This is a genomic window from Georgfuchsia toluolica, from assembly GCF_907163265.1.
In the GTDB taxonomy this organism is placed as follows: domain Bacteria; phylum Pseudomonadota; class Gammaproteobacteria; order Burkholderiales; family Rhodocyclaceae; genus Georgfuchsia; species Georgfuchsia toluolica.
Genome location: NZ_CAJQUM010000001.1, coordinates 379,418 through 399,646 on the forward strand (window position 1 = coordinate 379,418; position 20,229 = coordinate 399,646).

Sequence of the window (20,229 nt, forward strand, 5' to 3'; positions counted from 1 at the left end):
ACGTCAGGGCTTGGGTCTGTCAAGGAAAGGTTTTACCAGATCCATCGGCAGGGGAAAGACGATGGTCGTGTTCTTGTCGGCGCCGATCACCGTCAGGGTTTCCAGATAACGCAACTGGATCGCCTGCGGCTCCTGCGCCAGGATTTTGGCGGCTTCGAACAGTTTTTCCGCAGCCTGCAATTCGCCCTCGGCATGGATCACCTTGGCGCGCCGCTCGCGTTCCGCTTCTGCCTGTCTGGCAATGGCCCGGATCATGGATTCGGTGAGGTCGACCTGCTTGATTTCGACGTTGGCAACCTTGATTCCCCACGAATCGGTTTGCGCATCGAGGGATTCCCGAATGTCCTGATTCAGTTTCTCCCGCTCCGCCAGCATATCGTCCAGACTGTGCTTGCCCAGCACCGAGCGCAGCATGGTCTGCGCCAATTGACTGGTGGCATTGAGGTAATCCTCCACCTGGATGATCGCCTTTTGGGGATCGACGATGCGGAAATACACCACGGCGCTGACTTTCACCGACACGTTGTCGCGCGAGATCACATCCTGGGTCGGCACTTCAAGTACCACGGTGCGAAGGTCCACTCTCACTACTTGCTGCACGGCCGGGATGATGATGACCAGTCCCGGCCCTTTCACCATCCAGAAGCGCCCCAGGGTGAACACGACGCCACGCTCATACTCGCGAAAAATCCGGATTGCGGAAGCCAGGAAGGCGATTACCACAAACACCGCAAAGAGCGCAAACAAATCGAATTCAGAGAACATTTCGGGTCTCCTTTCGTCGGATCGCTTCGGTGCAACTATTTCAAGAACGCGATCCGCCTATGCCTATCAATTATAGATGCCCGCGCAAAATTAACCAGTTAGCCCGCACCGGTCATTGTCTGAGTCGATTTCGGTTCAGGTTTCGCCTAGCAGACGCCATTGGCCCTGCTTCAATACTTCGAGCGGCTGGAAATTGACCTTGTAGGCCATCTTGCGGCTGCCCTTGATCCAGTAGCCCAGATACAGATAGGGCAGATGCAGGTGTTGGCATTGCCCGATCTGCCACAGGATCGAATAGGTGCCCAGGCTCGCGTTCGGCAGATCCGGATCGTAGAAGGTATAGACGGAGGAGAGGCCATCGCTCAGGAGGTCGATGATGCTGACCATGCGCAGTTCGCCGTTTTCGCGGAACTCGATCAGGCGGCTATTGACGTGGCTTTGCAGCAGGAAATGGGCGTACTGATCGCGGTTGTCCTGATCCATGCCGCCGCCCTGATGGCGCACCGCCTGGTAGCGCTGGTAGAGCTGATAGTGTTCTTCGCGAAAGATCATCGAGCGCTCGTCCGCTTTCAGATTGGCGTGGCGCTGCAGCGTGCGGCGCTGGGTGCGGTTGGGACGAAAGCTCTCCACCGGCACGCGCGCCGGCTGGCATTCGTGACAGGCGCCGCAATGCGGCCGGTAGGTGAACACGCCGCTGCGGCGGAAGCCGGCGCGCACCAGTTGGCCGTAGGTGTCCTCGTCGATCAGGTGGGTCGGCGTCGCGACTTGCGACCTTGCGATGCGGCCGGGCAGATAGGAGCAGCCGTAGGGGGCCGTTGCATAAAACTGCAGCAGCGGGAATAGCGGCAGGTCGTTAAGCAATGCCATGCTGTTCCTTGCGAAAGCAGTCGCGTATTCCATCGGTAGGCCACGGTCCCGGCGCAGCGCCGCTGTCGACAAGCGTTGCCAGCACGACAATGAAGTCGCGGCGGGGAATCGGGTGGGCGCCGAGCGAGGTGAGATGGGTGGTTTCCATTTGGCAATCTATTATGCCGAAATCGCGCCGCTGCAGATATATGCAGAGGTGGGCGAGCGCGATTTTTGATGCGTCGTTGACACAACTGAACATCGATTCGCCGAAGAAGGCGCGGCCCAGGGCGACGCCATAGAGGCCGCCCGCCAGGCGGCCATCAATCCAGGTCTCGACGCTGTGCGCGTAGCCGAGTTGATGCAGGCGTAGATACGCTTGCTGCATTTCCGCGGTGATCCAGGTGCCATGCTGGCCCCGGCGCGGCGCCGTGGCACAGGCATGGATGACCTCGCCGCAGGCGCTGTCGAGCCGTACCTCGTAATCGGCATTGCGCAGTGTGCGCGCCAGCGAGCGCGAAATTTTCAGTTCGTTGGGATGCAGCACCATGCGCGGATCGGGGCTCCACCACAGGATCGGATCGCCCGGCGAATACCAGGGAAAGATGCCGTGGTGGTAAGCCGCGAGCAGCCTCTGTGGCGAGAGGTCGCCGCCCGCGGCCAGCAGTCCCGGTGGATCGGCCAATGCCTTGATTACGGGCGGGAAGGCGATTTCAGCGCCAAGCCAGGGGATCATGCTAAACCGGCCAAGCCTGGAACCAAACAGATGTGACTTCCATAAGGGCGTCATTGCCTGGCCGGAAAAGCAGCAGTAACACCCGCCCCCTCCCATCCACCCGGGGCGGGCTTTGCACAGCCGGCCCGCTGCGGCGGCGCAAAGCAGTGCTTTGCGAAACCCCGTTTTCGCCCTCCTCACGGGACAAGCCCGAAGGGCGCAAGACGCCGCGCAGCGGCGGTGCCGAGCGCAGCAAGGGATGGGCCGTAGGCCCACAGAGGTGACTTTCAGGCTCGCTTCGCTCGCAATTTATTACCAAGTTTGACATGACAGTCACAACACAAGATTTTGTGCTGGGTGGGCGATGCGCGGCGTTAACCAATCGAGGCCGAGCCGAGGCAGGGCAGCTTGCAGGTCTTCCGCGTTGGCGCTGGCGAAAAGCAGGAGTCGCGCATCGCCTGCGTTCGGTCGCATGGCAAGTCGTGAGACTTGTTGTGCCACGGCGTCAGCAACATCGACCAGTTCCGCGCGTGACGACAACAGCGGTTTCAGCACGGGCGCCAGAAATGAATAGTGCGTGCAGCCCAGTACCAGTTGGTCGATGCCGCGTTCCAGCAGCGGCAGGATTTTCGCGGCGGCTTCCGCCATGAAAACGGGATCGTCGAGATGCAGCCGCTCCACCCGCGTCGCCCAGCCGGGACAGGGCTCGATATGGACATTGACCGAATCCGCATGATCGCGGATGAGGCGCGCCAGGCGTTCGCTCCTAGCCGTCGATTCGGTGGCGAGAACGGCGATGTGCCGGCTTTTCGAGGCCGCCACGGCAGGCTTGACGCCAGGCTCGACGCCGACGATCGGGATGTCAGCATGCTGACTGCGCAGCGCTGAGACTGCCGCCGCCGTGGCGGTATTGCAGGCCACGACAATGACATCGCAGCGCATTGCCGCCAGATGTCCGCCGATGGCGAGCACGCGACTGCGGATGAACTCGTCGCTCCTGGAGCCGTAGGGAACATGGGCGGTGTCGGCAAAGTAGACGAGATCCGCCTGCGGCAATGCGCGCGCGATGGCGGCCAACACCGAAAGTCCACCGAGACCGGAGTCGAAGATGCCGATCATGGAGAAAAGCTATTTGCCACAGAGGACACAGAGTTCACAGAAGAAAACCATCAAAGTTCTTGCCTTTCTCCGTGTCCTCTGTGAACTCTGTGGCTAAAGGTTTTGAATTCAAGAAAAAGCTATTGGAATATCTTCGGTTTTCGTCTGGTCCTGGTGGTGATGGCCGCCGATGGCCGAGAGCGGAATTTTGCCGATCTTCATCATCCACTCATGCGGTCCGGTCTGGTGCACCGAAGTACCGGAAGAATCGACGGCGACAGTTACCGGCATATCCTTCACATCGAACTCGTAAACAGCTTCCATGCCAAGATCGGCGAAGCAGACCACTTTTGCCGACTTGATGGCCTTGGCCACCAGATAGGCGGCGCCGCCGACAGCCATCAGATAGGCCGACTTGTTGTCCTTGATCGCTTCGATGGCGACCGGGCCGCGTTCCGACTTGCCGACCATTGAAATGAGGCCGGTCTGTTCCAGCATTATGCGCGTGAACTTGTCCATGCGCGTCGCAGTGGTGGGGCCGGCGGGGCCGACCACTTCGTCGCGTACCGGGTCGACCGGGCCGACGTAATAGATTACGCGGTTGGTGAAGTCGACCGGCAGCTTTTCTCCTTTCGCCAGCATGTCGGCGATGCGCTTGTGCGCGGCATCGCGGCCAGTCAGCATCTTGCCGTTCAGGAGCAGTTTCTGGCCTGGCTTCCATGCCGCCACTTGTTCGCGGGTGAGCGTATCGAGGTTGACCGAGGTGGCGGATTTCGTGTCCGCGGTCCAGGTGACCTGCGGCCAGTCGGCGAGCTTCGGTGGCGCCAGCTTCGCCGGGCCGGAACCGTTGAGATGAAAATGGATATGGCGTGTCGCGGCACAGTTCGGGATCAGCGCCACCGGCAGGTTGGCGGCATGGCAGGGATAGTCGAGCACTTTCACGTCGAGCACCGTGGTGAGGCCGCCCAACCCCTGCGCGCCGATGCCAAGTGAATTGATTTTGCTGTAGAGTTCGAGGCGCAGTTCTTCTGTGCGCACGAGTATTTCTCCGCGCGCCGCTTTTTCCTTGAGTTCATGGATATTGACCGGCGCCATGATCGCTTCCTTCGCCAGCAGCAGGGCCTTTTCCGGCGTACCGCCGATGCCGATGCCGAGGATGCCCGGCGGGCACCAGCCGGCACCCATGGCCGGCAGCATCTTCAATACCCAGTCGACCAGATTGTCGGAGGGGTTGAGTACGGCGAACTTCGATTTTGCTTCCGAGCCACCGCCCTTGGCCGCACAGATGACTTCGACATGATCGCCGGGAACGATTTCGTAATGCACCACGGCCGGCGTGTTGTCCCTGGTGTTCTTGCGCGCGCCGGCAGGGTCGGACAATACGGATGCCCGCAGGGGATTGTCCGGGTTGGTGTAAGCGCGGCGCACGCCCTCGTCAATCATTTGCTGGATGCCCATTTTGGCATCCCAGCGCACGTTCATGCCGATTTTGAGAAACACCAGGGCGATGCCGGTGTCCTGGCAGAGGGGGCGATGCCCTTCGGCGCACATGCGCGAGTTGGTGATGATCTGCGCGATGGCGTCCTTTGCGGCGGGAGACTCCTCGCGTTCGTAGGCCTCGCCCAGCGCCTTGATGTAGTCGACGGGATGGTAATAGCTGATGTATTGGAAAGCGTCGGCGATGGACTGGATCAGGTCTTCCTGCTTGATGGTAGTCATGATAATAGGAGGATTAATGTTCGATTTTGGTTATCAACAACGTATTGGTCATGATCCGGTCGGTGATTGCGATGGCAATGGCAGAGATCAGAAACATTGCATGTATACCCGATTGGGCGATGATGACCCGATCGGGGAGTTGTTCGGCGTTGATGAAGGTCTTGAGCAGGTGGATCGACGAGATGCCGATCAGGGCGGTGGCCAGCTTGACCTTGAGCACCCCGGCGTTGACATGCGACAGCCATTCCGGCTGGTCCGGGTGATTTTCGAGATCGAGGCGCGAGACGAAGGTTTCATAACCGCCGATGATTACCATCACCAGCAGGTTGGCGACCATCACCACGTCGATCAGACCGAGCACGATGAGCATGATCTCGTGTTCTTTTAGGTTGCCTGTGCCGCCGACAAGCAGCACCAGTTCGTGCATGAACTGGTAGACATAGACCCCCTGGGCGACAATCAGGCCGAGATAGAGCGGAGCCTGTAGCCAGCGGCTCCAGAAAATGAAGCTTTCGATGCGATTGACGATACTGTTCACCGGGGACTTCCTTTGCGGCCAGGAATGTTGAATTTTACACTGGGTGTGTAATCGCTGGATGCGGGTGAAAAGTTCGTCAGCGGTCTGGCACGATAATACGAATCAACGAGGTAATATCTGTTCGTGGTGAATGGCCGGGGATCTCCGGCGCATCGCGTTGACAACAAGAAGGAGGCAATGAGCATGTCCAATTCGATCGAGTCGGTGTCGCGTGAACATCGTCTGTTTCCACCATCCGAGCAATTTATCCATCACGCCACGATTTCCGGCATGGCGGCATACGAGGCTTTGTGCGAAGAAGCCGCGCTCAACTATGAGGGCTTCTGGGGCCGGCTGGCACGCCAGCATGTGCTGTGGCGCGAACCCTTTACCCAGGTGCTCGACGAATCCAATGCCCCCTTTTATAAATGGTTCGCCGATGGAAAGCTGAATGTTTCGTGGAACTGTCTGGACCGCAATGTCGATGCCGGGCGTGGCGACAAGACCGCCTTTATCTTCGAGGGCGACGACGGTGCCGTTACCCAGATCAATTATCGCGACCTGCTGGCGCGGGTCTGCAAGTTCGCCAATGCGCTCCGCGATCAGGGCATCAAGAAGGGCGATCGCGTCATCATTTATCTGCCATTGTCGATCGAGGGCGTCGTCGCGATGCAGGCCTGCGCACGCATCGGCGCGATTCATTCGGTCGTGTTTGGCGGGTTCTCGGCGAAATCGCTGGAAGAGCGCATCATCGACGCCGGTGCGGTCGCCGTGGTGACGGCGGATGGCCAGTTCCGCGGCGGCAAAATACTGCCCTTGAAGGCCACGGTAGACGAAGGTATTGCCCTGGCGGGAAAGAAGTCGACCATTCGCACGGTCATCGTGATCCAGCGCACCGGTGCCGAAATCCACATGGAGCACGGCCGCGATCAATGGTGGCATCACCTCGAAGTCGGACAATCCGAGACCTGTGAGCCGGAGTGGGTCGATGCAGAACATCCCCTGTTCATCCTCTATACCTCGGGTTCGACCGGCAAACCCAAAGGCGTGCAACACAGTTCAGGCGGCTATCTGCTCTTTGCCCGGCTGACGATGCTATGGACTTTCGACGTCAAGCCTGACGATGTGTTCTGGTGCACGGCCGACATCGGCTGGATCACGGGCCATACCTATGTCGCCTACGGGCCGCTGGTTTGCGGCGCGACGACGCTGATCTTCGAAGGCGTCCCGACCTGGCCGAATGCGGGCCGTTTCTGGGAAATGATTGATCGGCACAAGGTCAACACCTTCTACACCGCGCCGACGGCGATCCGCGCGTTGATCAAGGCATCCGAGACCGATCCCGAGACCCACCCGCGCAACTACAATCTCGACAGCCTGCGCCTGCTCGGTACTGTCGGCGAACCGATCAATCCCGAAGCCTGGATCTGGTACTACACCGAGGTTGGCCGCAGCCGCTGCCCGGTTGTCGATACCTTCTGGCAGACCGAGACCGGCGGCCATGTGATCACGCCGTTGCCCGGAGTAACGCCACTGGTACCTGGATCATGCACCCTGCCTTTCCCCGGCGTTCAGGTAGCGGTCGTCGATGAGGCCGGACATGAACTTGAGTGGGGCAAGGGTGGGTCCCTCGTCATCACCCGGCCCTGGCCAGCAATGATCCGCACCATCTGGGGCGATCCTGAACGCTTCCGAAAATCCTATTTCCCCGATGAACTCGGCCGCAATCTGTATCTCGCTGGCGATGGCGCGGTACGCGACTCGAAGACGGGTTACTTCACCATCATGGGCCGCATCGACGATGTCTTGAACGTATCCGGTCACCGCCTCGGCACCATGGAAATCGAATCGGCGCTGGTCTCCAATCCTCTGGTGGCGGAAGCGGCAGTGGTTGGCCGCCCCGACGACGTGACAGGCGAGGCGATTTGCGCCTTCGTCGTGCTCAAGCGCTCGCGTCCGGAGGGAGAGGATGCCTTGAGCATGGCCAATGAACTGCGCAACTGGGTCGCCAAGGAAATTGGCGCACTGGCCAAGCCCAAGGACATACGCTTTGGCGACAACCTGCCGAAAACGCGTTCCGGCAAGATCATGCGCCGTTTGTTGCGTTCGCTGGCCAAGGGCGACGAAATTGCGCAGGATGTATCGACGCTGGAAAACCCTGCCATTCTTGAGCAGCTTAAGCAAACGGCTTAAGCTGCTCGGCAGGGTTTCGGCGAAGGCTAACCCGACATCGTCGGGTTAAGTCGCATAGCGACGGCCGTAGCCACAATCCGGCAATTCTGGAACAACTCAAGCAAACGGCATAGATTATCCTGAAAACCTCATTTGAACCACGGCGACACAGCGGGTACGGCGAAAACACAAGGCATGGCAGGCATGCGGCGCCTCACCCAGCGGATGAAGATGAAACGAAGCCAATTGGCAAACTTTTGATTTTCCCGCGGTGCCCGCCGTGTCACCGTGGTGAACTGCTTTTTTAGGATTATTCGGCAGGGTTTCAGTAAAGCATGACCCTATGCAGGCAATTTATAGTCTTTCTCGCGGCACAGCTTGAGACACGCATCGGCGACCGCCGGATCGTACGATGTTCCGCGCCCGCGCTCGATCTCGGCCAGTGCCTTGTCGATGCCCAGGCCGGGCCGGTAGGGCCGGTGCGAGGACATCGCCTCGACCACGTCCGCTACCGCCATGATGCGCGCTTCAAAAAGGATAGCCTCACCTTTGAGTCCCTGCGGATAGCCGCTGCCGTCGACGCGCTCATGGTGCTGTAGCGCGACCTGCGCCACCGGCCACGGAAACTCCACATCCTTCAGTACATCGTAACCAGCCTGGGGATGTCCCTGAATCATCTGATACTCAAGCGCACTAAGTTTCCCGGGCTTGGAAAGGATTTCCGATGGAATGGTGATCTTGCCGATGTCGTGCAGGGAACCCGCGACGCGCAATCCTTCCAGCCGCTGCGCGTCAAAACCGAGTTCGGCGCCGATCGCAACCGCGATCTCAGCCACGCGCCGCTCATGCCCGGCGGTATAAGGATCGCGCATCTCGCTCATGGTCATTGCTATCTGCACCGTGCTCATGAACGCGGTCTTGAGTTGCTCGATGTAATGCTGGATTGCTTCCTCGGCGTGCTTTTTCTCGGAGATATCCTGCAGCATGCCGATGATCGCGGGTCGGCCGCGGTAGTTTGCCAAAGTGCTGTGTATGCCGACTTCGACGTTTGAACCATCCTTGCGCAGCGCCGTGAAGCTGTAGTCGATGTCACGCTTTTCGCCCGCGAACAGACGGCGATTATTCTCCTCGACGGAACTGCGATCCTTCTCCGCGATCAATGTCATCGGGTCCTGGCCGATCAATTCTTCCGCCGCATTGAAGCCACGTATCGCGGCGAAGCGCGGATTGACATAGGCGAACCTGTCATCCTGGATGATGTAAATGCCGGCGATCGATTGCTCGACCAAACCGCGGAACCGCTCTTCCGATGCACGCAATTCATCTTCCGCCCGCTTGCGCTCGGTGATGTCGTATGCGGAAACAATTCGGGCGCTCTGTCCGCCGAAATCGAGGAGATGGGTTGCTATCTCGACATCGATGAGCGTGCCGTCCTTCTTGCGGTGCCTCAAACTATCGACAGTACTGAAATGATTCTCCCTGTCGGCGGCGAGGTGCTCAAGCAGCGAGGGGATATCCTCGGGGGGGCGAATGTCCGCGATGGTCATGGCCTGAAACTCCTCGCGCGACCATCCGTAGTGCGTCACCGCCGCATCATTTACTGCGAGGAAGGCCAGGGTTGTCGTGTCATAAACCCACATCGGGTGCGGATTCGCCTCGAACAGCCGGCGGTAATGTTCCTCGCCTTCGCGCAGCGCCTCCTCCGCCTTTCTGCGTGCAGCCTCGCGTGCGTAGTTGTCGAGCGCGAAGGAAACATCGACCGCCATCTCGTCGAGCGTCGCAACCAGTTCTCCAGTGAAAAACCCTACATCGTCGGCGTAAAGATTGATGGCGCCGATCACGGCATTGCCCTGGCGGATCGGGAACTTGGCCGTGGCGCATACTCCCGCGTCCTGTGCAGCCTCGTGCCACGGTGCCATTGACGAATCATTGAGGAAGTCATTGCTGATCACGTGGGCGCCGGAAAGAATTGTCTGCCCGGTGAGTCCCTTTCTCTGCAGGCTCGCGCTGTCCTGGATAAAGTTGAGTCGATCGATATAGCCATTGTCCGCGCCGTATCTCGCAACCGGCTTCAGCCGCGGATCGTCCTGCTCGATCAACCCGATCCAGGCGAAACGGAAGCGGCCGTGTTCTACTGCGATGCGGCACACGGCCGGGAACAGCTCCTCGCGGTTCGTGATGCGCACAATCGTCTGGTTGGTCTGGGACAACATGTCATAGAGGTCTTTCTGCCGCACCAGTGCCAGTTCCGCCCGATTGCGCTGCACTTCGCGGTCGAAATTGTCGAGCGCAAAACTGATATCCGTGGCCATTTCAATCAGCAGTTGCCGCGCCTCTTCGTCGAAGGCGCTCGCCTCACTCGAACACAGGACGAAAGCACCGATGACGACACCGCTCCTGTGCAACGGCAGCGAGGCGGAGGCAGCCAGCTTATGTCGCGCGATGTACTCACGCCATGGCATAGCTACCGGATTATTGAGTAAATCCTGGCACCAGTACGGCCGGCCTTCGCGAAAGGTGGTGCCGATCGGAGCAAGCCCAAAGGGGCTATCGTCATCCATCGAGCTAACGACATTGCTCAGGAAGCCAGCGTCATCACCAAAACTGGCAGCCGGCCGCACCTTGAGGATATCGCTATCGACAATGCCGATCCATGCCATATTCATGCCGCCGAACTGCACCGCAATGCGGCAGATTCGCGAGAACAATTCTTCCTCGCTGGTACAGCGCACAATGGCTTCGTTGCACTGGCTCAGCGCGGCATAGAGATGTGTTTGCCGCAAGATTTTCGCCTCGGCTGCCTTGCGCTCGGTAATGTCGCGGATGTTGCCGGTGAAAAACCGGCCCTCTCCCACAGTCCACTCCGCCAGCGCCAGTTCCAGCGGAAATTCGCTGGCGTCCTTGCGCCGTCCCGTTAACTCAACGGTCTTCCCAATGACGTGCCACTCGCCGCCGGATTGCACCCGCCTCATGCCAGCGAGATGCCGCTCCTGGAACCGTTCCGGCATCAACAGGGTCAGCGGCTGCCCCGTGACTTCGGTTTCCGCGTAGCCGAACATGCGCTCGGCCCCGGTGTTCCAATTGACGATTATTCCCGAACTGTCCGCGGTCACGATGGCATCTGCGGCGGTCTGGATGACTGCCTGATAGCGTGCTGCGCTGGAGGCCAGCGCCTCGGCAACACGGGTTCGTTCCGCGTAATGGCGCATGCGTTGCTGCCGCCCAATAAATCCCAACGCCATGCCGGCGGAAAGTAACGTTAACGCAATCAGGCTCGCAGTCTGCCACAGGGTTCTCTGGATCGATGCCAGAAATTCATTCTTATCCATGCGAACGATCAGGAACCATGGCGTGCCGGGTACTTTGCGTGTCACCGCAATGATCGGCGTGCCGCGAAAATCCGTTCCTTCGACTATTCCTTCCTGTCCCAGCACGGCTTTCACCGCGGGTTTTTCGGTTCTGGTCAGTGGGTAGCGCAGCGAGAGGGTGGTGTTCTTGCGGTAGCGAAGTTCATTCAGATACAGCACATCGTCGCCGTCGCGACGTACCAGCAGCGTTTCGGCGGAGGGACTCTGCGTGGGCCAGCGCTCGATCAAGGGATAGAGGTCTCTGCCGGGGTCGATCTCCAGCATCACGATGCCCAGGGGCCGGCCGCCGGCCGCAGCGTCGAGAAGGGGCACCAGCAGCGTCAGGCGGGGAGCCTTTCCCGGTGCATCTTCATCCCAGCGAAAATCATCCAGGCTGACCTTGACCGACAGCAGGGCATTACGAGCAGTTTCGAGTTCGTAGGCAGTGGGCGGAATATCGGGAATCGAGAACTGCGCAACACCCTGCGCGTCGATCAGGTGGATATCCGTGTACCCGAAGGCTTGCTGGATTTGGCGCAGCCAGATGAGCAGTTGGTCTCGCGCCTGCGCGTTGCGCGGGCCGCCGATGGCGCGCCGCACCAGATCGGCGAAAACGGGGTTCCCATACAACAGCGCCGCATCGCCCAGCCGCTCCCCGTGCCACTTCACGATTTCGCTTACCTTCAGATCGGCGACGGCGGACAACTCGCGCTCGATAGCGGCGCGTTGCAGCTTCGCATCCTGTTCATAATAGATACTGCCGACCTTGACCAGGCCAAGCGCCATGAGTAAAAAAACGAGCATGAAGGAACGCGATGCACGCCGGGTTTCTGCGTTGATTTGCCTGTCGGCTGTCCATGCCTGGGGTTGGACTATAGCCAGCAGGGCTGCGCTGAGCGCCGCCAAAGCGATGATCGACGTCAACGCAGGTGGTATGAACTTACCGCCATAGAGCAGCGGCGTCCCAATCAGATAGGCAAGCAGGAAGATAATGCAGACCAGCGCCAAAAGGGCGGCAAGCCAAAAACCTGTCATGGCCCATCGGGCGCGATCAGGAAACGACCTGAGCACAGCCACCAGCGATGACCCCGCGAGCAGGAAGCACAGCGCCGTGATCGGCGACATATGTCCGAGCGGCGCTCTGTCTACCGTTCCGGTGATGGCAAAGCCAAGGTGTTCGGCATCCAGATACATGCCCTGGTACGACAGGACGAACAACAGCAAGGCGATCAGGGTAGCGGATGACCCGATCAGGGTGCAAATCAAATGTGCCGTGTGATTCGGTGATGTGCGTGCAGTAGAGAATACTGCGGCGCCAAGCAGGATGAGCAACAGCGCAGAACTTGGCGCCATCGGAATCCATTCTGGTCCGAGGCTGGCTAGCACAGGAAGATCAAAAATCCACCCGGCAAGGGCAATAAATCCCAGTATCGCGGCAAACGCGCCCGACGTTCTGGCGATTGCGTTTGAAATGCGGTTTCCTGCTTGCAACTCCGTATCCGGCATTACTGTGCTACTCCCGGCAAAATACAAAATAGGATATGGAGAATCTCATGAATATATCAGTTCAGTTGCAGAAAGACATAAACACATTGGAAATTCGCACCCGGAAAGGCTACTTTATTTGCATGCTATTGACAATTGCCCATGAGCTGTTTGGCGTTTTACTGACATGCGTCAATGTACGGCACAATGACGGCCTTGTCATGCTGCCGATGAACTTATGGAAATTCTGATGGTGTTTCTTGCCGGCGTTGCCTGTGGCGCCGCTGTCATCTGGCTGGCGCTGCGGGCGCGAGTGGAGACGCTGCAGCAGGCCGAGGCTTCGCTGTCGACAGCGTTCCAGGCGCTCTCGGCCGAGGCCTTGCGCCACAACAACCAGTCCTTCCTCGCCTTGGCCGAAACCCACCTCAAATCGTTTCAGGAAAGCGCCAGGAATGATCTGGAAAAGCGTCAGCAGGCCATCGTCGATCTGGTGACGCCGGTCAAACAAAGCCTCGACAAGTTCGAGCAGCGCGTCGGCGAGGTGGAAAAGGCCCGTGTCGGCGCCTATGAATCGCTGACAATGCAAGTCAAATCCATGCTGGAGACACAGGGCGAACTGCGTCACGAAACGGCCAATCTGGTGAAGGCACTGCGTGCGCCGCAGACGCGCGGGCGCTGGGGCGAACTGCAATTGAAGCGCGTGGTCGAGATGGCGGGCATGCTTGACCACTGTGATTTTCATGAGCAGGCGAACACCGACACCGAGGAGGGGCGTTTGCGCCCGGACATGGTGGTGCGCCTGCCGGGCGGGCGCAATATTGTGGTCGATGCCAAGGCGCCGCTCGCGGCGTATCTTGAATCGCTGGAGACGGACGACCCGGCCCAGCAAAAACGCAAGCTGCAGGACCATGCGCGGCAGGTGCGCGAGCACCTGACCAAGCTCGGACGTAAATCGTATTGGGAACAGTTCGCGCCAGCGCCAGAATTCGTCGTGCTTTTCCTGCCTGGCGAAACATTTTATTCTGCGGCGCTCGAAGCCGATCCATCGCTAATCGAGTCCGGCGTCGAACAAAAAGTCATTCTCGCCACGCCAACCACGCTGATTGCCCTGCTGCGCGCCGTGGCCTACGGCTGGAAGCAGGAAGCCCTGGCCGAGAATGCCAAGGAAATATCCGCGCTGGGCAAGGATTTGTATACCCGCCTTGCCGTGCTCGCCGATCATTGGGGCGATGTCGGCAAGCATATCGGTAATGCGGTCGGCGCCTATAACAAGGCGGTTGCATCGCTGGAGACGCGCGTGCTGGTCGCGGCGCGCAGATTCCGTGATTTCAAGGTGGTGTCCGAGGATCAGGAGATACGCGAGCAGAAGCAGATCGAGTCGGTGCCGCGTGCATTGCAGGAGCTGGAAGAAAAATAAGATGCTGTTTCGAGATAATAAGCTAATCCATGAATAATCTGCTCCCGTTTCGCACGCTTCGCGGACGGCTCACACTGCTGGCCTGCCTTGCGACGCTGCCAGCTTTTCTTTTCGTGGTTTACGTAGCATCTGAAGAAAGAAGTGCGGCTTTGCATAGGGCCGAAACGGAATCGATCTACGTTGCCAATCTTGCTTCGCACGAGCATGCATTGCAAGTCATTGGCGCCCAGCGCCTGCTTGACCGGCTTGCGTCCTCTTCCGACAAAAGCAGATTGGAGGACCTGCCTAAGCTGCTGCCGGCGATTCTCTCCGGATTTCCGCAGTTCGCCAATCTTGGCGTGCTCGGGCTCGACGGGAAGATTTTGTACAGCGTGGTCACTCCTCCACGAGAGGTCAACATGGCCAGGATTTCCGCCTTTCAGCGGGCGCTCGAATCGCAGGAAGTGGCTGTCGGTACCTATCTCGTCGGCCTGATCGTCGAACGGCCGATTCTGATCATGGCAAAAGCATTACGCAGCGCGCGCGGCCAGCCGTCTCTCGTGTTATTCGTTGCCCTCGATCTTGCCTGGTTTGACCGGCTGACAGGTCAGGTGGACCTGCCGCCCGGCAGCGCACTGCTGATCGTCGACCGCGATGGCACTATTTTGGCAAGCTCCCTTGGTCGGGAACTGGAACCTGGTGCGAACAGGCAACTCAAGGGATTCCAGCAACTGATCCGGCACCCGCATACATTGACTCGATGTGTCGCGCCCGATGGTATTCCGCGGCTTGCGGTCGCCACTTCCCTGGGAGGAATAAAGGACGTCTGGGTCGTTGCCGGACCGCCGGAGGCCAGTGTCCATGCCCTGGCCAACCACGTTTTTTATCGTGATCTTGCGGTGCTATCGTTGCTCGCGATATTCGCCATAGTTTCCTCGCTGGTGGCCACCGATCTGTCGGTTCTGCGCGACATTCGCATGCTCGCCGCGGCCACTCGCCGTTTTGGCAAGGGCGAGCTTAACGCCCGCGCGCCTGTTCCACTCCCCCATGGAGAAATCCGCGACCTGACGATGGCCTTCAATTCCATGGCCGACACGCTGGAATTGCGCGACAGACAAGCGGCTCGGGCGCAGCAGCGCTTGCGCGCCTTGTCGCACCGGTTGCAGACAGCGCGCGAGAAAGAGGCAGCACGCATCGCGCAAGAGCTCCATGATGAACTTGGACAGGAACTGAGTGTGCTTCGACTGGAACTGGAGCGCCTGCATCGCAAGGTCGCCAGCGGTGTTGATCTGACCGTGCCGGAGGATACTCTGGCCATGATTGAAGAATTCGGTGAACGCATCGATGCGGCGGTGCGCTCGGTGCGCCGCATCTCTTCCGAATTGCGCCCCGGCGTGCTGGATCGATTGGGGCTGGCGGCGGGACTCGAATGGCTGCTGAGCGAGTTCGAGCGTCGCTCTGGAATTCATACCTCGCTCGTAGCCGAAGGCGTAGAGGAAAAGGTCGATGCAGACATCTCCACAGCCCTGTTTCGCATTACCCAGGAGGCGCTGACCAACGTCGTGCGCCATTCAGGCGCGACATCCATTGCGACCCGGCTGGTGGGCACCGAACATGACTTCATGCTCTGGGTCAAGGACAATGGTCGCGGCTTCGATCCCGATATCGAACCCCTTACGCCGTCCCTTGGGCTGCTTGGCATGAGAGAACGGGCAAGCCGCCTCGGTGGTACCGTCAAGATCACCAGTGCTTGCGGAAAGGGGACGGAACTGCAAGTTAACATTCCCCGAAATGCGCTACGAGCATGAGGAAAAAGGTGAGCAAATGAAGATCCTGTTGATCGATGATCATGCGATTTTGAGAGCGGGTCTGAAACGAATACTCATAGAAGATATCGGGGCACAAGTCGGCGAGGCTGCCGATGCCGAAGAGGCCATGCGGCAATTACAGCGTGAGACCTGGGATGTGGTTCTGCTAGACATTTCGCTGCCCGGGCGTAGCGGGCTCGATATTCTCCCCGAGATCCGCTCCAGTTACCCCCTCGTCAGGGTTATCGTGCTCAGCAGCTTCGATGACCAGCAATTTGCGGTTCGGGCGTTGCGTGATGGCGCCGCCGCGTTTCTGACCAAGGAGCGGGCGCCCCGAGAGTTGCTGGACGCTATCAAGACGGTGATGAGTGGACGGCGTTTTATCACGGCAGACCTCGCCGACAGGCTGGCATCGCTCATCGCCTGCGATAGTCCAAAGGTCCCGCATGAAACACTGTCCAGCCGAGAGTTCGAAGTTTTTCGCCTGATCGCCGCGGCCAAGACACCCACGGAAATTTCCGCGCTGCTTAACATCAGCACCAAGACCGTGAGCACCTATCGCGCGCGCATTCTGGAAAAGATGAACATGACTTCCAGCGCCGAGTTGATGCAGTACGCCATTCGCCACGCTTTGGTGAACTGATTCCCTTGTCAGCCATTTCCCTACAAGCGGTAGGGATCTGTTGTCAGGCGCGTCAGCCGCCGCCCGATATACACTTTTTACCAGTTACCGCATAGTGGTCTTCAGTTGCAGTTGATCAAACTCAAGATCCAGGGGCTAGCGGTAATGTCAATTGTCGGAAAAATACGGCCAGAAAGTGAAACGGGCGGGGTAGAGGTCTCCACCCTGACTCTAACGCCATTTCATAAGGTCCTTGCCAGACTGTCGCCCGCCTATTTCGCCATGGTGATGGCGACCGGCATTCTTTCGCTCGCCTGCAGACTGGAAAACATTCCAGCACTGCCGGAGATCCTGCTTGCGATCAACCTGGCCGCTTATGTGATCCTGTGGGGGTTGACGCTCTTGCGCATTCGCCATCACCCGCAGCGTTTCCTCGACGATTTTGGCAGCCATCCACGCGGCCCCGGTTTTTTTAGCACCGTCGCGGCGACTTCCGTGCTGGGGACGCAGATCGCGGTGCAGTTGCACATGGCGGCCGTCGCCCAACTGATGTGGTGGCTCGCCTTCACCCTATGGCTGGTGCTGACCTACGCCATATTCACCGCGCTAACGGTGCGCAGAAACAAGCCGACCTTCGAAGAAGGCATCAATGGCGGCTGGCTGACGGCGGTGGTCGCCACCCAATCTCTCGTCGTGTTCGCCTGCATGATCATGCCGGAACAGGGGAACTCCGAAGCCGCCATGCTCGGCCTGACACTGCTCTGGCTGGCCGGGGGAATGCTTTACATCTGGATGATCTCACTCATTTTCTACCGCTATACCTTCTTCCGCTTTCATCCGCAGGATCTGACGCCGCCGTATTGGATCAACATGGGCGCGATGGCGATCTCCACCCTTGCCGGGGCGCTACTGATCAGTGTTGCCGATCGATCACCATTGCTGGTTTCTCTGCTGCCTTTTCTCAAGGGCATGACCCTGCTTTTCTGGGCGACCGCCACCTGGTGGATTCCAATGCTGGTCATCCTCGGCCTGTGGCGTTACATCTTTCACAAGGTCCCGTTGACCTACGATCCGCTCTATTGGGGCGCGGTCTTCCCGCTGGGGATGTACGCAGTCGCTACCCATCGGCTTGCGGAAGCTTTCGGCTTGCCGTTCCTGCTCATCATCCCGCGTCTGTTCGTCGGCGTGGCGCTGACGACCTGGTTGCTCACCTTTCTCGGCCTGCTTTTGGCAGTTGCGACAGGCCTGAAACCCGCGGACCGCAAACGTGCGGATCCCGCGATTCCTTGCGTAGCCGTCAAGTCGCAAATCACTTAAGGAGATACGTCATGAATTCCGCACAAATATCCGGATTGAGCCGGAACTCCAGCGCTCCAATCTCTCTTGACTCAAGCGATGCCGAGCAGGAAGTATCACGAGCAGGTGTGGAACGGAGCCGCAAGACGATACTTGGTGGCTGGATTATTTCAATGATTGGCATCGTTTTCTTCTGCCTGGTAATGTCAAACAGCAATCAGCAACCTGATCTGTACAGCATACTCGCCACGCTTGTGGTCATCTCCATCGGCGTGGGAGTGTGGTTTGTCGGTTGCGTCAGGTTCATGCATGAGGCTGCCAATTCCACCGCTACCGAAACCATTAATTGGTAACGACTGGCGCACGACTGCGGCGTACCCGCGTTCGGCAATGACTAAACCGATTGAAAGGACAGTAGGCCGATGAACCACCGTTTTGAACCGATCGCCGTTTCGGTGGGGGATAATCTGCCCGCCGGAAACCCGGCTGCGCTATCGGCCGCTTTCGCTGACTTTACGACCATTGATTCAGTATCTCCCGCGCAGATAGGCAGGGAAATTGCCGAGGACGCCGTCAAGAAAGACAAGATTTCCGTTTATCACTTGTTGATCCGTGGCTTCCTGTGCACCCCCTTCCTGGCGTATGCGACGGCACTTTCAGCCCTGCTGGTCACGCAGGGCTGGCCCACTGCAGCCGCTGGTTTGATATTCCCCGTCGGCTATATCATGCTGGCGACACTGGGCCTTGAAATGGCCACCGGCAGTTTTTCTGTCATGCCTATCGGGATGTATGCAGGACGAATCAAGCCCTGGCGCGTATTCCGCAACTGGACGTGGACCCTGCTGGGCAATCTGGCGGGAGGGATTTTCTTTGCCTGGCTATTATGGTTCTCCCTCACCAAGGGCGGGACGACTGCCCCCTCGGGCGTACTGATTACGCTGGCCCACCTCGCCGAAAAGAAGGCCGCCTATGTTGACTTCGGTTATCTCGGCTGGCTGGCCGCCGTCGGGATGGGGATTCTGTGCAACTGGCTGGTCAGCCTGGCCCCAATCATGGCCAAAGCCTCTCGCAGCGTATCGGGGAAGGTAATGCTGATATGGCTGCCGCTTGCGACTTTTTTTGCCCTCGGATTCGAGCATACCGTTGTCAATATGTTTGTTTTTCCCGTAGGCATACTATCCGGGGCGAATGTTTCCATTCATGACTGGTGGATATGGAATCAAATTCCGGTGACCATCGGGAATATCATTGGCGCATTGGTTTTTAACGCCACCTTGTGGTATTGCACTCACCGCGAAGCGTGACGGAACGTCAATGATGATGGGCGCCGCCGATGGGCGAACCGATAATGTGCAGTTGCTCGCAAAGAAAGGCATATGAGCCAACATTTCGTCATCCCCGCTGGGGTAGGGATGACGTGTGCTTTTTCTAAATCAAAAGGTGCGCAGCTTTTTACGCTACGACTAATGTTGTGACAGGAGCGGTTTTTGTGCTGCGTGAAAGCCGACCATTCCGCCCCATATGCTTTTTTTGCAGCTCACATTCGAAAACCCGATGAGTTGCAGGACGCTTGTCAATTCTTCCGGAGTATAGAAATGGTGAATTGCATCGCTGAAGTATCCGCAACACTCCCGTGATGCCGGGGTTGACCCGAAGATCAGCGAAGTCATGAAAACGGAAATGCGCAAGAAGCGCAGGTAGAGCCATTCGACCAGAGGACTGGTCGGCTTGAGCATGTCGCAGTGATAGAAAACCCCGCCCGGCTTCAATACGCGCAGGATCTCGGGCAGCACCTTGTCCAGTTGCAGATGGCGGGAAGCGGCCTGGAGCGTGATCACGTCGAACGAGTTGTCCGGAAAGGGCAGATCGTGAACGTCGTGAATGACGCTGGATATACCCAGCCCGGCTCGTTTCGCCCTGCGTTGCCCCTCTTCCTGCATTTCCTTGCTGCGATCAATCGCCGTGACGGAAATGGCCGGCTCTTTTTTGAGGAGTCTGATGCCCACATCGTTGGTTCCCGCGCAGACGTCGAGCGTCTGGTAATGCGGACGCAGTTTTATCGTTCTGAGGAATTGCCAAACCCACAATTCCCATAAACCCAAACTTGCGATGATGTTGCCCGAACGGTAATAGCGCGGAACATCCTTGAAAACTTCAGGCACCATCCGTGCCCACACATTTGAAAAAAGAGAGCGGCGTTTGCTCTCTTTTTGTCCGAATATTTCCTGGGTTAGCGCCAACGTTGCCTCGTGTTGTTGTTCCATTTTTATGACTTCCCATTTGACGAAAACGATTCAGTCTAAGGCGGCTTGCTGGTATGGGTCAACACTCGTATGGCCCTGCTAAATATGGGGTTTAGGCGGGAATACCAGGTTAAAAACAAAGGCTTTGTCAGCGGCCCTGACGGTTCATGGCCGGAGCCGTTCTGGCAACGCCATATGCA

At 58.5% G+C, this 20,229-nt stretch carries 15 protein-coding genes; 7 read left to right on the forward strand and 8 right to left on the reverse strand.

Annotation, left to right across the window (positions count from 1 at the left end):
* Positions 1-3: 3 nt before the first annotated feature.
* The 6 genes from K5E80_RS01770 to K5E80_RS01795 all read right to left on the reverse strand — a co-directional run bounded on the left by K5E80_RS01770 (position 4) and on the right by K5E80_RS01795 (position 5,681).
* Positions 4-765 carry a slipin family protein gene (locus tag K5E80_RS01770; protein WP_220634537.1) on the reverse strand — a complete coding sequence of 254 codons (762 nt, stop codon included), beginning with the start codon at positions 763-765 and terminating at the stop codon, positions 4-6.
* 135 nt (positions 766-900) lie between these two features.
* Positions 901-1,632, reverse strand: a complete 732-nt coding sequence (locus tag K5E80_RS01775; protein ID WP_220634538.1) for an arginyltransferase — start codon at positions 1,630-1,632, stop codon at positions 901-903.
* On the reverse strand, positions 1,619-2,347 hold the full coding sequence (aat, locus tag K5E80_RS01780) for a leucyl/phenylalanyl-tRNA--protein transferase (protein WP_220634539.1): 729 nt from the start codon (positions 2,345-2,347) through the stop codon (positions 1,619-1,621). The genes K5E80_RS01775 and aat overlap by 14 nt, the downstream gene beginning before the upstream one ends.
* Positions 2,348-2,659: 312 nt before the next feature.
* A complete protein-coding gene (gene murI, locus K5E80_RS01785; protein ID WP_220634540.1) occupies positions 2,660-3,445 on the reverse strand; it encodes a glutamate racemase in 786 nt (261 codons plus the stop codon).
* Positions 3,446-3,553: 108 nt separating this feature from the next.
* Positions 3,554-5,143 carry a fumarate hydratase gene (locus K5E80_RS01790; protein ID WP_220634541.1) on the reverse strand — a complete coding sequence of 530 codons (1,590 nt, stop codon included), beginning with the start codon at positions 5,141-5,143 and terminating at the stop codon, positions 3,554-3,556.
* A 13-nt stretch (positions 5,144-5,156) separates the two neighbouring features.
* A complete protein-coding gene (locus K5E80_RS01795) occupies positions 5,157-5,681 on the reverse strand; it encodes a TIGR00645 family protein (RefSeq protein ID WP_220634542.1) in 525 nt (174 codons plus the stop codon).
* Positions 5,682-5,864: 183 nt separating this feature from the next.
* On the opposite strand from K5E80_RS01795, the gene acs reads away from it, so the two are divergent.
* Positions 5,865-7,853, forward strand: coding sequence for an acetate--CoA ligase (gene acs, locus K5E80_RS01800; RefSeq protein WP_220634543.1), 1,989 nt, complete (start codon positions 5,865-5,867; stop codon positions 7,851-7,853).
* Between the two features lie 320 nt (positions 7,854-8,173).
* Here acs and K5E80_RS01805 read toward each other — a convergent pair whose 3' ends face one another.
* On the reverse strand, positions 8,174-12,532 hold the full coding sequence (locus K5E80_RS01805; protein WP_220634544.1) for a PAS domain S-box protein: 4,359 nt from the start codon (positions 12,530-12,532) through the stop codon (positions 8,174-8,176).
* Positions 12,533-12,902: 370 nt separating this feature from the next.
* On the opposite strand from K5E80_RS01805, the gene K5E80_RS01810 reads away from it, so the two are divergent.
* The 6 genes from K5E80_RS01810 to K5E80_RS01835 all read left to right on the forward strand — a co-directional run bounded on the left by K5E80_RS01810 (position 12,903) and on the right by K5E80_RS01835 (position 19,090).
* Positions 12,903-14,081 carry a DNA recombination protein RmuC gene (locus tag K5E80_RS01810; protein WP_220634545.1) on the forward strand — a complete coding sequence of 393 codons (1,179 nt, stop codon included), beginning with the start codon at positions 12,903-12,905 and terminating at the stop codon, positions 14,079-14,081.
* A gap of 29 nt (positions 14,082-14,110) precedes the next feature.
* Positions 14,111-15,868: a sensor histidine kinase gene (locus tag K5E80_RS01815; RefSeq protein WP_220634546.1), complete on the forward strand. Its 1,758-nt coding sequence runs from the start codon at positions 14,111-14,113 to the stop codon at positions 15,866-15,868.
* Between the two features lie 16 nt (positions 15,869-15,884).
* Complete coding sequence (locus tag K5E80_RS01820) at positions 15,885-16,511, forward strand: response regulator (protein WP_220634547.1); 627 nt, start codon at positions 15,885-15,887, stop codon at positions 16,509-16,511.
* Between the two features lie 144 nt (positions 16,512-16,655).
* The gene (locus K5E80_RS01825; protein WP_220634548.1) at positions 16,656-17,807 is read left to right on the forward strand and encodes a tellurite resistance/C4-dicarboxylate transporter family protein; all 1,152 of its coding nucleotides are present in this window, start codon (positions 16,656-16,658) and stop codon (positions 17,805-17,807) included.
* Positions 17,808-17,818: 11 nt separating this feature from the next.
* On the forward strand, positions 17,819-18,139 hold the full coding sequence (locus K5E80_RS01830) for a hypothetical protein (RefSeq protein WP_220634549.1): 321 nt from the start codon (positions 17,819-17,821) through the stop codon (positions 18,137-18,139).
* 69 nt (positions 18,140-18,208) lie between these two features.
* Positions 18,209-19,090, forward strand: a complete 882-nt coding sequence (locus tag K5E80_RS01835; RefSeq protein WP_220634550.1) for a formate/nitrite transporter family protein — start codon at positions 18,209-18,211, stop codon at positions 19,088-19,090.
* 159 nt (positions 19,091-19,249) lie between these two features.
* Here K5E80_RS01835 and K5E80_RS01840 read toward each other — a convergent pair whose 3' ends face one another.
* A complete protein-coding gene (locus K5E80_RS01840) occupies positions 19,250-20,050 on the reverse strand; it encodes a class I SAM-dependent methyltransferase (protein ID WP_220634551.1) in 801 nt (266 codons plus the stop codon).
* Positions 20,051-20,229: the final 179 nt, after the last annotated feature.

Coding starts and splice junctions, on each gene's coding strand:
- K5E80_RS01770 (WP_220634537.1), bottom strand. CDS start 765: ATGTTCTCTGAATTCGATTTGTTTGCGCTCTTTGCGGTGTTTGTGGTA.
- K5E80_RS01775 (WP_220634538.1), bottom strand. CDS start 1,632: ATGGCATTGCTTAACGACCTGCCGCTATTCCCGCTGCTGCAGTTTTAT.
- aat (WP_220634539.1), bottom strand. CDS start 2,347: ATGATCCCCTGGCTTGGCGCTGAAATCGCCTTCCCGCCCGTAATCAAG.
- murI (WP_220634540.1), bottom strand. CDS start 3,445: ATGATCGGCATCTTCGACTCCGGTCTCGGTGGACTTTCGGTGTTGGCC.
- K5E80_RS01790 (WP_220634541.1), bottom strand. CDS start 5,143: ATGACTACCATCAAGCAGGAAGACCTGATCCAGTCCATCGCCGACGCT.
- acs (WP_220634543.1), top strand. CDS start 5,865: ATGTCCAATTCGATCGAGTCGGTGTCGCGTGAACATCGTCTGTTTCCA.
- K5E80_RS01805 (WP_220634544.1), bottom strand. CDS start 12,532: ATGGCGCCAAGTTCTGCGCTGTTGCTCATCCTGCTTGGCGCCGCAGTA.
- K5E80_RS01810 (WP_220634545.1), top strand. CDS start 12,903: ATGGAAATTCTGATGGTGTTTCTTGCCGGCGTTGCCTGTGGCGCCGCT.
- K5E80_RS01815 (WP_220634546.1), top strand. CDS start 14,111: ATGAATAATCTGCTCCCGTTTCGCACGCTTCGCGGACGGCTCACACTG.
- K5E80_RS01820 (WP_220634547.1), top strand. CDS start 15,885: ATGAAGATCCTGTTGATCGATGATCATGCGATTTTGAGAGCGGGTCTG.
- K5E80_RS01825 (WP_220634548.1), top strand. CDS start 16,656: ATGTCAATTGTCGGAAAAATACGGCCAGAAAGTGAAACGGGCGGGGTA.
- K5E80_RS01830 (WP_220634549.1), top strand. CDS start 17,819: ATGAATTCCGCACAAATATCCGGATTGAGCCGGAACTCCAGCGCTCCA.
- K5E80_RS01835 (WP_220634550.1), top strand. CDS start 18,209: ATGAACCACCGTTTTGAACCGATCGCCGTTTCGGTGGGGGATAATCTG.
- K5E80_RS01840 (WP_220634551.1), bottom strand. CDS start 20,050: ATGGAACAACAACACGAGGCAACGTTGGCGCTAACCCAGGAAATATTC.